The organism is Nocardioides pollutisoli, assembly GCF_040045055.1.
GTDB lineage: Bacteria > Actinomycetota > Actinomycetes > Propionibacteriales > Nocardioidaceae > Nocardioides > Nocardioides tweenelious.
The window spans coordinates 506,876-520,954 of sequence record NZ_JBDZDU010000001.1 but is presented as its reverse complement, the minus strand read 5'-3'; the positions used below and the strand labels follow the sequence as shown (position 1 = coordinate 520,954).

Below are 14,079 nucleotides of genomic sequence, written 5' to 3'. Positions count from 1 at the left end.
TGTCACTCCTGGAGTGCACTCCAGGTCAAGACCGGTCGAACGCCGGACGCTCGAACTCCGCGGTGGCGTAGGGCCCGCCGACGTACGCCGCGTGGGCGTCGTCCGACGGCCCGCTCGCGATCGAGGCGAGGAAGTCCTCGGCGTCGTCCTGGGGCTCGTAGCCGAGCGCGCGGCCGGGCTCGAGGTCCCACCAGGCCCGGGTGTTGGCCGAGATGCCGTAGAGCACCGCGAAACCGGGTGCCGGCGCGGTGATCGCGGCCTCGACCATCCGCACGCAGTCGTCGTGGGAGAGCCAGGTCGACAGGTTGCGGACGCTCTCGGGGCGCTCGAGGAACGAACCGATCCGGCAGGAGACGGCGTCGATGCCGTAGCGGTCGGCGTAGAGGCTCATCAGCGCCTCGGCCGCGACCTTGCCGACGCCGTAGAACGTGTCGGGTCGTGGGCGTACGTCGGTGCCGACCAGGTCTGCTCGCGGCGTGCGCCCGACGGCGTGGTTCGACCCGGCGTAGACGAAGCGGCGCACGTCGCGCTCGACCATGGCGTCGAGCAGGGCAGCGGTCGTCACGACGTGGGACGTCAGCGAGTCCGGCAGGCTGGCCTCGCCCGGGTGGCCGGCGAGGTGGACCACGGCGTCGAGCGGCTCCTCGGCGAAGACGGCCGCGACCGCGTCCGGGTCGGCGCAGTCGGCGTCGTACCAGGCCCCGTCGTCGCCGGCGGGCTGCGGCACCCGGTCGAGACCGACCACCGTGTGCCCACGGTCGGTCAGGCCGACCGTCACGACGCGTCCGATGCTGCCGGCCGCGCCGGTGACAAGAACCTTCACGTCGTGAAGGCTAGCCGCGTCTAGCGGGCGTAGGCCGGCAGGTTCGTGCCGAGCTCGGCGAAGAGGGCCTGGTTCATCCGGAAGGCGACCTTGACCTCGGCGACGACGCGCTCCTGGTCGTCGCCGCTCATGCCCAGGGCGTCCAGACGGGCGCGGTAACCGTCCTTGTAGACCTTGGGCTTCTCGATCTCGGGGAAGGCGTAGAACGCCACGCCCTGGCCGTCGAGCCCGAAGGTGCGGTCGAGGATCCGGCCGATGGCCTGGCCGCCCGAGAGATCGCCGAGGTAGCGCGTGTAGTGGTGCGCCACCAGCAGCCCGCTCCAGTCGCCGGCCGCGACGAGGCGCGCCCGGTAGGCGTGGGCGGCGGGGGAGTCGACCGTGCGGGTGGCGTCCGGGCACCAGTGGTCGAGGTCGGCGTCGATGGCGTCGAGCCGCTCGAGGGCGGTGTCGTGGACCGCGGCGACCGCCGGTTGGTCGAGGTGCGCGCGGACCGTCTCCTCCAGGGCGTCGTAGACGGTGCGCAGCCGGAGCAGGTAGTCGGCGTAGCCCTGCTCGTTGACCCGACCTCCGAGCAGCTCGGACATGAAGCTGGAGTCCTCGGCCTCCTGGTGCTCGGCCTGGGACCCGACGCGCATCGCCGCGGACAGGGTGAGGTCGGCGACGTCGGGCTGGTCGAGGACGGTCTGGCGAGGCACGGGGCAGAGGTTAGCCTGCGAGGTGGACCACGGTGCGCCCCGCCGTACGCCGTGCGGCGTGGTCCTCCAGGGCGCCGGCGACCTGGTCGAGCCCGATGGTGCGGCCGACGACCGGTCGGACCTTCCCGGCGGCGACCAGCTCGAGCAGCGCGGCGTGCACGCGGCGGCCGGTCTCGGGCGGGAACGGGTTGATGCCGAAGCGGCGGAAGTCGCGGGGCACCTCGAGGTAGGCGAGCAGGACGCCGAGGACCGAGAGGTTGGCCATCGACAGCTTGCGCAGCGGACGGCCGGTGAGGCCCGACTCCGGGTCGTCGTTGAAGCCGACCGCGAGATAGCGGCCGCCGCGGGTGCCGCAGGTCCACAGGGTCTCGGTCTGCTCGCCGCCGATCGGGTCGAAGATCACCTCGGCGCCGCGGTCGCCGGTGGCGTCCATGATCGCGTCGAAGAGGTCGTCGCTGGTGTGGTCGATGGTGACCTCGGCCCCGAGATCCGCGCAGAGCCGCGTCTTCTCGGGTCCGCCCGCGATCGCGACGACCCGGGCGCCGGCGGCGACGGCCAGCTGGATCGCGGCGGTGCCGACCGCGCTCGCGCCGCCGCGGACGACGACGGTCTCACCCGCCTGCACGGCGGCGCGCTCGTGGAGCGCGAGGTAGGAGATGTGGAACGGCAGCGTGAACGCCGCTGCCTCGACGTCGTCGAGCTCGGGTGGGGCGTCGAAGACCGGGCCGGCGAGCGCTCGCTCCGCCAGCCCGCCGAGGGACTGGGGGCAGATGCCGACCACGCGGCGGCCGAGCCACTCCTCGGCGCCCGGGCCCACGGCCTCGACCACCCCGGCGACGTCCATGCCGAGCGTGAACGGCGGCTGCGCCATCACCGCGGCGACGCCGCCTCGGCAGCGGGCGATGTCGCCGAAGTTGAGCGACGCGGCCGCGACCGCCACCCGGACCTGGTCGGGCCCCGGTTCGGGGACCTCCACGTCGTCGCGGACCTCGATGGCGGTGGACGGGTCGCCGTGCTGCAGGACGCGGACTGCCTTCATGGCCGGACCGTACTAAGAGGGAGTTTTAGGCGTCAATGGACGGCGCGGTGACCATCCCGGCGGCCATCGCGACCAGGTTGGTCACGAACTGCTCCGTGGGCAGCTGCGCGCGCCCCGGGTGGACGCGCTCGACGGCGCGGGCCCGGTCGGCGACGGAGCGCAGGATGAAGCTGGTGATCAGGGCGAGCCGCTCGTTGCGCAGGGCGTCGTCCAGGCGCGGCATCCGCTGCTCGAGCAGGGTGTAGACCGCAGCCCCGCCGGTGGCCTCGAGCGCCGCGGACACCTGGGGCTCGAGCCGGTCGTACTCCTCGACGAGCTGGCCGACGATGACGAGGTAGCGCCGGCCGGAAGGACCGGTCTCGGCCAGCTCGACCGCGGGGCGGACGATCGCCTCGAGCACGGAGCCGAGATCGCCCTCTGGCGTCGTACGCGCGAGGGCGAGCAGCTCGCCCTCGCGCTCGGCGAGGAAGTCGGCGTGCTGCTCGAGGACGGCGACGAGCAGGCCCTCGCGCGAGCCGAAGTGGTAGTGGACGGCGCCCCGGTTGCGCTGCCCGGCCCGCCGGGTGATCTCGACCAGGGAGGCGTTGAAGACACCGGCCTCGGCGAACGCCTCGGTCGCCGCCTCGACGAGGCGGTCACGGGTCAGGGCGGCGTCCGTCGTGGTCACGTGGTCATCAGATCCGGGGGACGATCCGTCCCAGCAGTGCACCCATCCGTGACGCCGCCGCCTTGCCGGCCTCGAGGACCTCGGCGTGGTTGAGCGGCTCGCCGCTGATCCCGGCGGCCAGGTTGGTGACGAGGCTGATGCCGAGGATCTCCATCCCGGCCTCGCGCGCGGCGATCGCCTCGAGGGTGGTGCTCATGCCGACCAGATTCCCCCCGATGACGCCGGCCATGCGCACTTCGGCCGGCGTCTCGTAGTGGGGGCCGGGGAACTGCACGTAGACACCCTCGTCGAGCGTCGGCTCGACCTCGCGGCACATCGCGCGCAGCCGGCTGCTGTAGAGGTCGGTGAGGTCGACGAAGTTCGCGCCCTCGATCGGGCTCTTGCCGGTCAGGTTGATGTGGTCGCTGATCAGGACCGGGGTGCCCGGCGTCCACGACTCCCTGAGGCCGCCGCAGCCGTTGGTCAGCACGATCGCGCGGCAGCCGGCTGCGGCCGCCGTACGCACGCCGTGCACGACCGCCGCGACGCCCTTGCCCTCGTAGTAGTGCGTGCGGCTGAGGAAGACGAGCAGCTGCCTGTCACCCGCCTTGATCGAGCGGATCTTGCCGGAGTGGCCCGCGACCGCCGCCGCACTGAAGCCGGGGAGGTCGGTCGTGTTGATCTCGGCCGTCGCCTCGCCCAGCGCGTCGACCGCCGGGAGCCACCCGGACCCGAGGACCAGGGCCACGTCGTGCTGGGCGACGCCGGTCAGCTCGGCGAGTCGGGCGGCGGCCTGGTCGGCCAGGGCGTACGGGCTCACGTCGTTCACCCGGCCGACCTTATTACGGCACGATGGCCCGATGATCGATCACCTCGGCATCAACTGCGCCGACCTGGCCGCGTCCGCGGCCTTCTACGACAAGGTCCTCGGGGTCCTCGGCTTCTCGCGGCTCATGGACTTCGAGGTCGCGCTGGGCTACGGCCGCGACAAGCCCGACTTCTGGATCGGCACCCAGCCTCCGGGCGAAGGCCCGTCCTCCGGCCCGAACCGCGAGGTCCACGTCGCCTTCGTCGCGACGTCCGCTGACGACGTACGGGCCTTCTTCGACGCCGCCGTCTCCCTCGGCGCCGAGGTCCTCCACGAACCCCGCCACTTCCCGGAGTACCACGACCACTACTTCGGCGCCTTCGTCCGCGATCCCGACGGCAACAACGTCGAGGCGGTCTGCCACTCGGTGCCGCCGGCGTAGGAATGGCGGAGATTCCCCGGTCTACCGGGGATTCGGTCGCTTGTCGGCCTTTGCAACCCCTGGGAACCGTATGAAATCCCTGGGAAGTTCGGTCGATCCGCCGTCATCCACAGGCATGTTGGGTCGCTGCGTCGGGTCCGCGTGCACAGGGCAAAACCCGAAGCATGATGAAGCCACCCGGCCCGTGGCCGCCCGAGGACCCGCGGCGTACCCAGGTGACTCTTCGGCGCGAGTACGTCGCCAACGGGTACACCGATCGGGCGCTCGGCGTCCTGGTCCGCGACGGAGTGCTCGCCAAGCCGCGGCGAGGGGCGTACGTCGCAGGGCCGCTCTGGACCGGCTTGGATGAGAACGGACGCCACTCGGTACGAGCCCGCGCTGTGCTCAAGCAGGCGAAGTCGGAAGCCGTCCTGTCGCACGTCAGCGGGCTCCTGGAGTTTGATGTCCCGATCTGGGAGATCGACCTCGGGGAGGTCCACATCACCAGGCGCGACGGCAAGATCGGGCGCAGTGAAGCCGGTGTTCGTCAGCATGCAGGTTGTATCGAGCCGGGTGACGTCGTCATGCGCAACGGTGTGCCCGTCATGTCCCCGACCCGGCTCGTCATCGAGACGACGGCGATCGCCGATGTGGAGCAGAGCCTGGTGGTCGTCAACCACCTGCTTCACGTGGGGCTCACGACCCTGGATGAGATCGCACCGCGCTACAAGCGGATGAATCAGTGGCCCAACACGCTGATCACCGACCTGGTGCTCCGGTTGGCTGATCCGCGGATCGAGTCGGTCGGGGAGACTCGGACCTACCACCTCTGCTTCTCCAACAAGATCCCCCTACCGGAACCCCAGTACGAGGTGCTGGACGCCTCGGGGCGGGTATTCGCCCGAGTCGACTTCGCCTGGCCCGAGCTCGGCGTCTTCCTCGAGTTCGACGGCAAGGTCAAGTACGAGAAGCTGCTGAGGCCCGGAGAACGCGCGAGCGATGTCGTCGTACGGGAGAAGCAGCGGGAGCAGGACATCTGCCGGCTGATGGGGTGGAGATGCCTTCGTCTCACCTGGTCCGACCTCGCACACCCGGAGCGGACCGCCGCCCTGATCCGGTCGTTCCTCTTCCCGGCCGAAACGGCGGCCTAGGCTCAACTCCTCGAGGACTTCATGCGCTTGTCGGCCTTTGCAAACCCCGACAAGCAACCGAATCCCCGGTGAACCGGGGATCCATGCAGCGCCTACATCTCGATGGAGCGGCAGGGCCGTCTGCGGAGAGCGGCCACGTAGTCGTCGGGAGCGTCAGCGGCCTCGGCGGCGTTGGCGAGGACGCCGAGGTACGACGCGGAGGGGAGCCCGCCCTCGTACGCATCGAGCACGTAGGTCCACACGACGACCTCGCCGGTCAGGGTGGCGACGCGCACGCGGGTCTTGCGGTAGAGCCCGAGGTCGGCGCCCTCCCAGCCGTCGAGGGCCGCCTCGTCCTCGCGCGTGACGTCGTAGATCGCGACGAAGACCTGGTCGATCGGGTCCTCGACGATGGTCGAGAGCGCGCCGTCCCAGCCGTGCTCCTCGCCGCCGAAGGTGAGTCGCCAGCCCTGCAGCCACCCGGTCGTGGAGAGCGGCGAGTGGGGGCAGCGGTCGCTCATCCGGGCGGGATCGAGGTTCGTCCCGTAGGCGGCGTAGAGCGTCACGCGAGCAGAGTAGTGGAGCGACTGGGTGTGGCCTCGCTCACGTCAGTAGGCTGAGCGGCGTGAGCCACTTCAACCTTCTCGTCCTCGGTGCCGGCCCCGGTGGGTACGTCGCCGCGATCCGCGCAGCACAGCTGGGTCAGTCCGTCGGCATCATCGAGGAGAAGTACTGGGGCGGCGTCTGCCTCAACGTCGGGTGCATCCCGTCCAAGGCGCTGCTGCGCAACGCGGAGATCGCCCACATCATCACGAAGGAGAAGGACACCTTCGGGATCAGCGGCGACGCGACCATGGACTTCGGTACGACGCACGCGCGCAGCCGCAGCGTCGCCGAGGCCAGCGCCAAGGGCGTCCACTACCTGATGAAGAAGAACAAGATCACCGAGATCGACGGCTGGGGCACCATCAAGTCCCCGACCGAGGTCGAGGTCGACAAGGACGGCGACAAGCAGTCCTACACGTTCGACAACCTGATCATCGCCACCGGCGCGAAGGTCCGGATGCTGCCGGGCATGAGCAAGAGCGACAACGTCGTCACCTACGAGGAGCAGATCCTCGACAGCGGCCTCCCGAAGAGCATCATCATCGGCGGCTCCGGCGCGATCGGCGTCGAGTTCGCCTACGTCCTCACCAACTTCGGCGTCGACGTGACCATCGTCGAGTTCCTCGACCGGATGGTGCCGACCGAGGACGCCGACGTGTCCAAGGAGCTGCTCAAGCAGTACAAGAAGCTCGGCGTGAAGGTCCTCCTCTCGACCAAGGTCGAGAACGTCGAGGACACCGGCTCCGGCGTCAAGGTGACCGTGAGCAAGGACGGCAGCTCGGAGGTCCTCGAGGCCGACAAGATGCTGGCCGCCTTCGGCTTCGCCCCGCGCATCGACGGCTACGGCCTCGAGAACGCCGGCGTGAAGGTCTCCGACCGCGGCGCGATCGAGGTCGACGCCCGGGGCCGCACCAACGTCGACGGCATCTACGCGATCGGCGACGTCACCGGCAAGCTGATGCTCGCCCACACCGCCGAGGCGATGGGCGTGGTCGCGGCCGAGACGATCGCCGACGCCGAGACCGTCGAGATCAACTTCGACATGATCCCGCGCGCGACGTTCTGCCAGCCGCAGATCGCCTCCTTCGGCTACACCGAGGCGCAGGCCAAGGAGAAGGGGTACGACGTGAAGACGTCGACGTTCCCGTTCTCCGCCAACGGCAAGGCGCGCGGCATGGCCGAGGGCGTCGGCTTCGTGAAGATCGTCGCCGACGCGGAGTACAACGAGATCGTCGGCGCCCACATGATCGGCCCCGAGGTCACCGAGCTGCTGCCGGCGCTGACGCTGGCCCAGCAGTGGGACCTCACCGCCGACGAGGTGGCCCGCAACGTCTTCGCCCACCCGACGCTGTCCGAGGCGATGAAGGAAGCCATCGAAGGCATCGCCGGACACATGATCAACCTGTGACCATGGCCGCCACCGACAGGGTCGTCATCATCGGGGGTGGCCCCGGCGGCTACGAGGCCGCCCACGTCGCCGCCCAGCTCGGCGCCCAGGTGACCATCGTCGACACCGACGGGATCGGCGGGTCCGCGGTCCTCACCGACTGCGTCCCCAGCAAGACCCTGATCGCGACCGCCGAGGTCATGAGCGAGCTCTCGGAGGCCGCCGAGCTCGGGGTGAACTTCCAGGACTCCGAGGGTGATGCCGCCACCGCGATCCGGGTCGACCTCGGGCGCGTCAACACCCGCGTCAAGCAGCTCGCCAGCGACCAGTCCACCGACATCGGCCGCCGCCTGACCCGCGACGGCGTCACGCTGATCGAGGGCCGCGGCAGCCTCGCCGGTCCCGACCGGGTGCGGGTCTCGAAGTCCGACGGCAGCGAGGAGATCCTGCGCGCCGACGCCGTGCTCCTCGCGACCGGCGCGTCGCCCCGCACCCTGCCGACCGCCCAGCCCGACGGCGAGCGGATCCTCACGTGGGAGCAGGTCTACGACCTGACCGAGACACCGACCGAGCTGATCGTGGTGGGGTCGGGCGTCACCGGCGCCGAGTTCGCCAGCGCCTACCTCAACCTCGGCATCCCGGTCACGCTGGTCTCCAGCCGCGACCGCGTGCTCCCCGGCGAGGACGCCGACGCCGCGAAGGTGCTCGAGGACGTCCTGACCCGACGGGGCATGAACGTGCTCTCCAAGTCGCGCATGGAGTCGGTCACCCGCGACGGCGACGTCGTCACGGTCACCCTCACCGACGGCCGCACGGTCCAGGGCTCCCACTGCATCCTGGCGCTCGGCTCGGTGCCCAACACCGCCGACATGGGCCTCGAGGAGGCCGGGGTCATCCTCAACGAGGGCGGCTTCGTCTACGTCGACCGCGTCTCGCGTACGTCGGCCCGCGGGGTCTACTCCGCCGGCGACTGCACCGGCGTGCTGATGCTCGCCAGCGTCGCCGCCATGCAGGGCCGGATCGCGATGTGGCACTTCCTCGGCGACACGGTCCACCCGCTGGACCTGAAGAAGGTCTCGTCCAACGTCTTCACCGCACCGGAGATCGCCACGGTCGGCTGGTCGCAGCAGGCCGTCGACGCCGGCGAGATGCAGGCCGAGGTCGTGGTGCTCCCGCTGTCCGGCAACCCCCGCGCCAAGATGCAGGGCGTGCGCGACGGCTTCGTCAAGCTGCTCTGCCGTCCCGGCACCGGCATCGTCGTCGGGGGAGTGGTGGTCGGACCGCGGGCGAGCGAGCTGATCCACCCGGTGTCGATCGCGGTCGCGGAGTCGCTGACGGCCGACCAGCTGGCCCAGGCGTTTACGGTGTACCCGTCGATGAGCGGCTCGATCGCGGAGGCTGCCCGCCGGCTCCACCACGTCTGACTCTCGGGAGACACCATGCTGCTGCGGCGACTCGTCGTACTCACGTCCGCCTGCCTCCTCGTCGCGACCGCTGCTCCGGCCACGGCGGTCGCGCCGCACCGCGAGCCCGCGAGCGTGACGATCTCGACGATGGGCAACGGCCACGGCAAGGGCCTCTCGCAGTACGGCGCACGCAACCGTGCCCAGGACGGCCAGACCTACCGGCAGATCGTCGAGCACTACTACCCCGAGACCCAGTGGGGGACGGCCGGCGGCACCATCCGGGTGCTCCTCACCGGCGCCCCGAGCGGGCCGTTGGTGGTCACCGCCCAGCCCGGCCTGAGGGCCCACGCGCCCGGACCCGGCAAGACCTGGACCCTCCCCGCGAAGCGGGACGGCAAGCAGGTGAAGCGCTGGCGGATCATGCGCGACGGGACGCACACCAGCCTCGCCTACAAGACCGGCGCCTGGCACGGCTGGAGACGCGCCACCGGTGACGCCGAGTTCACCGCCGGCGGCAAGGTGATGACGCTGATCGGCGCAGCCCGCTACCGCGGCACGCTCCGCTCGACGTCGTCGGGCGTCGTCAACGTGCTCGGCCTCGAGACCTACGTCCGCGGCGTCCTCTCCCGCGAGGTCCTCTCGTCGTGGCCCGCGGCCGCGCTCCGCTCCCAGGCCGTGGCCGCCCGCACCTACGCCGCCTTCGAGCGCAGCAACGTCGCGTCCGGTCGCGCCTACGACCTCTGCGACACCGCCGAGTGCCAGGTGTACGGCGGAGCCGACGCGGAGGTCTCGACGACCGACGCCGCCGTCGAGGCCACCGCCGGCCGGATCGTGACGTACGACGGCGCGCCGGCCTTCGCGCAGTTCTCGGCCAGCAACGCCGGCTACAGCGTGGACGGTGGCTACCCCTACCTCGTCGCCGAGCCCGACCCCTACGACCACGGCTACCCCGGCGATCCCCACCCCACGACGTTCACCGGCGACCAGGTGACCCGGCACTGGACCGGGCTCGGCGACCTGGTCTCGGTCGAGGTGCTCGAGCGCGACGGCAACGGTCCGTGGGGCGGCCGGGTGACCTCGGTCCGCATCAACGGCACCGAGGGTTCGCAGGTCACGACGGGCAGCGCGCTGCGGTCGTTCCTCGGCCTGCGGACCACGCTGTTCCAGGTCTCCTGACGGGTGTCCTGACAGGGACCTGTGAACTACAGATCTGTAGTTCACAGGGATCCGTTGCGGGGCTGGTGTGACGCGTGATGCGATTGAGGATATGCGCTCTCTCTCGGCCCTCGTCTCCGTCGCGCTGGTCGCGACCCTGAGCGCAGGCGGGGGCCTCGCGGCGCCCGCGGACGCCGTGTCCCGCGATGTCTGGACGGTGCCCGGCGACTCCTCGATCACGATCAAGGGCCGCGGCTTCGGGCACGGCCACGGCATGTCGCAGTACGGCGCCGAGGGGGCGGCCCGCGACGGGCTGACCGCCAAGCAGATCGTCGACTTCTACTACCCCGGGACCAGCTGGGGAGCCAGCAAGGGCAAGGTGTCCGTGCTGCTGACGGCCGACACCTCCGACGACGTCGTCGTCCGTCCCCGGAGCGGGCTCGCGGTCCACGACTCGGCGGTGAAGGGCAAGACCGAGCTGCCCGACAACGGCGCAAGGCAGTGGCGGATCGCGACGGCTCGGGGCGTCACGAAGGTCGCCTACCTGACCAAGCGGTGGCACACCTGGAAGGTGCTCGACGGGCAGGGCGACTTCCGCGCCGGCGGCGACCCGATCCGGCTCGTCACGCCGTCCGGCGACCGTGCCTACCGCGGTCGGATCGTGGCCGCCGACATGGCGTCCGGCGAGCGGGTGACGGTCAACCTGGTCAGCCTGGAGAACTACCTCAGGGGCGTCGTGCCGCTCGAGATTCCCGCCTCGTGGAGCCCGGCGGCCGTCCAGGCCCAGGCGGTCGCGGCCCGCACGTACGCGTCGTACGAGCGCAACCACCCGCAGTCCTCGGCGTACCAGATCTGCGACACGTCCTCCTGCCAGGTCTACGGCGGGTACGACGCGGAGTACCCCGCCTCCAACGACGCCGTCGACGCCACCCGTCACCAGATCCTGCTCGCCGGCGGTGAGCCGGCGTTCACGCAGTTCGCGTCGAGCAGCGGGGGCTGGACCTCGGCGGGGTCGGTGTCCTACCTGCCCGCGAAGCGCGACCCGTACGACGGCTGGTCCGGCAACCCGGTCCACACCTGGACGCTGAAGGTCGACGACGGACAGGTCGAGCGCACCTGGCCGTCCCTCGGCAACCTCGCCAGGATCGCGGTCACCGGCCGCGACGGCAACGGCGCCTGGGGAGGCCGGGTCACCTCGATCACCTTGACCGGCAGCAGCGGCAAGGTGACCGTCTCCGGTGACACGTTCCGCTCGATGCTCGGGCTCCGGTCGACCTGGCTGACGTTCAAGGTCGCGGCGCGCTGACCTGCCGTCGCGCCAGGGCATGGGCGACGTCGACCGTCCCGGCGTGGAGCCGTCCGTAGAGGTCGTACAGCACGTCGTACTCCCGGGCGGCCTCGGGCCGCGGCTCGACGACGTGGTCGACCGGGTTCCAGGTGTCGATCGAGACGTCTGCGATCAGCTGGGCCGCGAGGAGCGCGCCGCCGTAGCTCGCGCCCACGCTGACCGTCCGGACCTCCTGGGTGAGCCCGGTCGCGTCCGAGACGATCTGGATCCAGAGACCGCCCTGGACGCCGCCACCGACGGCGACCACGCGGCGGACGTCGCCGCCGGCCGCCTCGATCACCTCGACGTTGTGGCGTACGGCGAACCCGGTGGCCTCGAGCGCCGCGCGGTAGAGGTCTCCTGCCGTGTGGGACAGGGTCAGTCCGGCGACCACGCCCCGTGCGTCGGGGTCGAGGATCGGCGTCCGCTCACCGGCGAAGTAGGGGAGCATCAGCAGCCCCCGCGCCCCGACGCCGGACCGGTCCGCGTCCCCGAGCAGGTCGGCGTACGACGGTGAGCCGACCAGGTCGCGCAGCCAGGCCGTCACGGCTCCGGAGGTCGCCATGCCGCCCGCGAGGTTGCGGGTACCGGGCAGCGCGCCGACCGTCCCCCACAGCGACGGGTGGGTCAGGGGCTCCGGGACGGTGTGGATCAGGAACATCGTGGTGCCGTACATCAGCATCAGGTCGCCGACGCCGTGCGCCCCGACGCTGAGTGCCTCGGCCCAGGCGTCGATCGTGCCGGTGGTGACCGGGATGCCGGCGGGCAGACCGGTCTCGGCCGCGGCCTCGGGGGTGACGGTGCCGGCCGCCTCGCCGGGCCAGTGGAGCGGCGGCAGCTCGATCCCGGGTGCGACCAGACGGTGCCACGGCTCGAACCACTCCTGCGCGTGCACGTCGTACAGCGGGGTGCACTGGCTCGCCGTGTGGTGGTCGAGGACGTAGCTGCCGGTCAGCCGGCGGACGAGCCAGGAGCTCGGCTGGTAGAGCCGTCGGGCCCGGTCGGCGACGTCCGGCTCCTCGTCCGCGATCCAGGCCAGCTTGGGGCCGACTGCCTGCGACGTGAGCACGGAACCGCAGCGCGCCAGGATCTCGTCGGCACCGAGCTCGGTGGTGAGGCGGTCGATCTGTGCCGTGGACCGGGTGTCGACGCCGTAGAGGATCACCGGCCGCAGCGGGACGTCGTCCGCGTCCGTCACCAGCACGCACGGCCCCATCCCGGAGACCCCGACGGCGACGACCTCGGCGGCCGCGTCGGCGACCAGCTCGCGACAGATCGAGACCAGCTCGTCCCACCACACCGAGCCGTCCATCTCGACGTGACCCGCACGCGGACGGTCGACGGCGTGCTCGCGGGTGGCCTGGCGCAGCACGGCGCCGTCGAGGCCGACCAGCACGCCCTTGCTGCTGGAGGTGCCGATGTCGACGCCGACGACGGCCCGGGTCATGGTCGAACCGTAGGCGCCCGGAGCATCGGCCGCAGCACCAGGCCGGCGACCAGGGCCCAGAACGCGGAGCCGACACCGAGCACGGTGATGCCCGAGGCCGCGACGAGGAAGCAGACCACGGCGGCCTCGCGCCCCTCCTCGTCGGCGAGCGCACCGGCGAGCGACGCGCCGAGGGTGCCGAGCAGGGCCAGGCCGGCGGCGGCCTGCATCACGTGCCCGGGTGCCGCGGCGACCAGGGCGGTGAGGGCGCCGCAGGCGAGCGCCAGGACCAGGTAGGTGACCGAGGCGGTCGTCGCGGCGATCCAGCGCCGGCTCCGGTCAGGTCCGGCCATCGGGCCGGCCGTCATCGCCGCGGTGATCGCCGCGAGGTTGATGGCGTGGCCGCCGAACGGCGCACCGACCAGGGTGCCGATCCCGGTCACCGCCATCGTCTCGCGCCACGGCACGGGGTAGTCGTAGCTCGCCATCACGGCGACGCCCGGCACGTTCTGCGACGCCATGGTGACGACGTAGAGGGGGACCGCGATGCTGACCACTGCCGCCACCGTCCAGTGCGGGGTCGTCCACGCGATCGACGGCAGCAGGTCGCCGGCGGACACCGAGTCGCCGGACGTCACCAGCACGACGACCAGGGCGACCGCCAGCGTGACCGGCACCGCCCAGCGTCGCGAGATCCGGTGCATGACCAGCCACGCGAGCACCACGGGCCCGACGTACGCCGGCGCATGGGCGAGCCCGGTCACGGGCTCGAGGCACAGCGGCAGGAGGACGCCGGCGAGCATCGCCCGGGCGAGCGAGGTCGGGATCCGGGCGATCAGGTCGCCGAGCCAGGGGAGCAGCCCGGTCAGCAGGATCAGCCCGGCGGTGACCACGAAGGCGCCGACCGCGGCGGGCCAGCCGCCGGCCACGGTGCCGGTCGCGACGAGCAGCGCGGCCCCCGGCGTCGACCACGCCAGCGTGATCGGGGTGCGGTGCCGCACGCTCAGCCAGAGCATGCCGAGCGCCTGCGTGACCAGCAGGACCAGCAGGCCGGACGCGGCCTGCGTCGCGGTGGCCCCTACGGCAGTGAGACCCGCGAGCACGACGACGAACGAGCTGCTCGAGCCGACGACCGCGGTCACGATCCCCGCGACGACGGGGGTGCCCTGGTGCTCGCCGGTCATGGCTAGACTCCGTTCTGTAAACAGAA

At 71.4% G+C, this 14,079-nt stretch carries 14 protein-coding genes; 6 read left to right on the top strand and 8 right to left on the bottom strand.

All coding sequences use genetic code 11. The annotated features are described in order from the left end of the window. Nucleotides 1-25 precede the first annotated feature (25 nt). From ABLE68_RS02500 to ABLE68_RS02480, 5 genes are read right to left on the bottom strand one after another with little or no spacing between them, the layout of a single operon-like run. Nucleotides 26-823, bottom strand: a complete 798-nt coding sequence (locus tag ABLE68_RS02500) for an NAD-dependent epimerase/dehydratase family protein (RefSeq protein WP_348869568.1) — start codon at nucleotides 821-823, stop codon at nucleotides 26-28. 20 nt (nucleotides 824-843) lie between these two features. Next, on the bottom strand, nucleotides 844-1,518 hold the full coding sequence (locus ABLE68_RS02495) for a biliverdin-producing heme oxygenase (RefSeq protein ID WP_348869566.1): 675 nt from the start codon (nucleotides 1,516-1,518) through the stop codon (nucleotides 844-846). 10 nt (nucleotides 1,519-1,528) lie between these two features. Then, entirely contained in the window at nucleotides 1,529-2,557 is a 1,029-nt protein-coding gene (locus ABLE68_RS02490; RefSeq protein WP_348869564.1) for a zinc-binding dehydrogenase, read from the bottom strand. A gap of 25 nt (nucleotides 2,558-2,582) precedes the next feature. After that, entirely contained in the window at nucleotides 2,583-3,224 is a 642-nt protein-coding gene (locus ABLE68_RS02485; protein ID WP_348869563.1) for a TetR/AcrR family transcriptional regulator, read from the bottom strand. Between the two features lie 7 nt (nucleotides 3,225-3,231). Further along, nucleotides 3,232-4,023 carry a purine-nucleoside phosphorylase gene (locus tag ABLE68_RS02480; protein ID WP_425475643.1) on the bottom strand — a complete coding sequence of 264 codons (792 nt, stop codon included), beginning with the start codon at nucleotides 4,021-4,023 and terminating at the stop codon, nucleotides 3,232-3,234. 40 nt (nucleotides 4,024-4,063) lie between these two features. Here ABLE68_RS02480 and ABLE68_RS02475 point away from each other — a divergent pair, with 40 nt between their 5' ends. Together ABLE68_RS02475 and ABLE68_RS02470 are read left to right on the top strand one after the other, a co-directional pair. Continuing rightward, on the top strand, nucleotides 4,064-4,453 hold the full coding sequence (locus ABLE68_RS02475; RefSeq protein ID WP_348869560.1) for a VOC family protein: 390 nt from the start codon (nucleotides 4,064-4,066) through the stop codon (nucleotides 4,451-4,453). A 380-nt stretch (nucleotides 4,454-4,833) separates the two neighbouring features. Then, nucleotides 4,834-5,583, top strand: coding sequence for a hypothetical protein (locus tag ABLE68_RS02470; RefSeq protein WP_348869559.1), 750 nt, complete (start codon nucleotides 4,834-4,836; stop codon nucleotides 5,581-5,583). 92 nt (nucleotides 5,584-5,675) lie between these two features. Here the strand turns inward: ABLE68_RS02470 and ABLE68_RS02465 are convergent, their stop codons facing one another. Continuing rightward, nucleotides 5,676-6,128, bottom strand: a complete 453-nt coding sequence (locus tag ABLE68_RS02465; RefSeq protein WP_348869558.1) for a gamma-glutamylcyclotransferase — start codon at nucleotides 6,126-6,128, stop codon at nucleotides 5,676-5,678. Between the two features lie 59 nt (nucleotides 6,129-6,187). Here ABLE68_RS02465 and lpdA point away from each other — a divergent pair, with 59 nt between their 5' ends. From lpdA to ABLE68_RS02445, 4 genes are all read left to right on the top strand, one after another. After that, nucleotides 6,188-7,576, top strand: a complete 1,389-nt coding sequence (gene lpdA / locus ABLE68_RS02460; protein WP_348869557.1) for a dihydrolipoyl dehydrogenase — start codon at nucleotides 6,188-6,190, stop codon at nucleotides 7,574-7,576. A 2-nt stretch (nucleotides 7,577-7,578) separates the two neighbouring features. Beyond that, nucleotides 7,579-8,979, top strand: coding sequence for an NAD(P)H-quinone dehydrogenase (locus tag ABLE68_RS02455; protein ID WP_348869556.1), 1,401 nt, complete (start codon nucleotides 7,579-7,581; stop codon nucleotides 8,977-8,979). 15 nt (nucleotides 8,980-8,994) lie between these two features. After that, entirely contained in the window at nucleotides 8,995-10,137 is a 1,143-nt protein-coding gene (locus tag ABLE68_RS02450) for a SpoIID/LytB domain-containing protein (protein ID WP_348869555.1), read from the top strand. Between the two features lie 91 nt (nucleotides 10,138-10,228). Then, on the top strand, nucleotides 10,229-11,422 hold the full coding sequence (locus tag ABLE68_RS02445; RefSeq protein WP_348869554.1) for a SpoIID/LytB domain-containing protein: 1,194 nt from the start codon (nucleotides 10,229-10,231) through the stop codon (nucleotides 11,420-11,422). Here ABLE68_RS02445 and ABLE68_RS02440 read toward each other — a convergent pair. Next, nucleotides 11,403-12,890, bottom strand: coding sequence for an FGGY-family carbohydrate kinase (locus ABLE68_RS02440; protein WP_348869552.1), 1,488 nt, complete (start codon nucleotides 12,888-12,890; stop codon nucleotides 11,403-11,405). The two genes, ABLE68_RS02445 and ABLE68_RS02440, sit on opposite strands and share 20 nt — an antisense overlap. Then, on the bottom strand, nucleotides 12,887-14,053 hold the full coding sequence (locus ABLE68_RS02435) for a benzoate/H(+) symporter BenE family transporter (RefSeq protein WP_348869551.1): 1,167 nt from the start codon (nucleotides 14,051-14,053) through the stop codon (nucleotides 12,887-12,889). The genes ABLE68_RS02440 and ABLE68_RS02435 overlap by 4 nt, the downstream gene beginning before the upstream one ends. Nucleotides 14,054-14,079 lie beyond the last annotated feature (26 nt).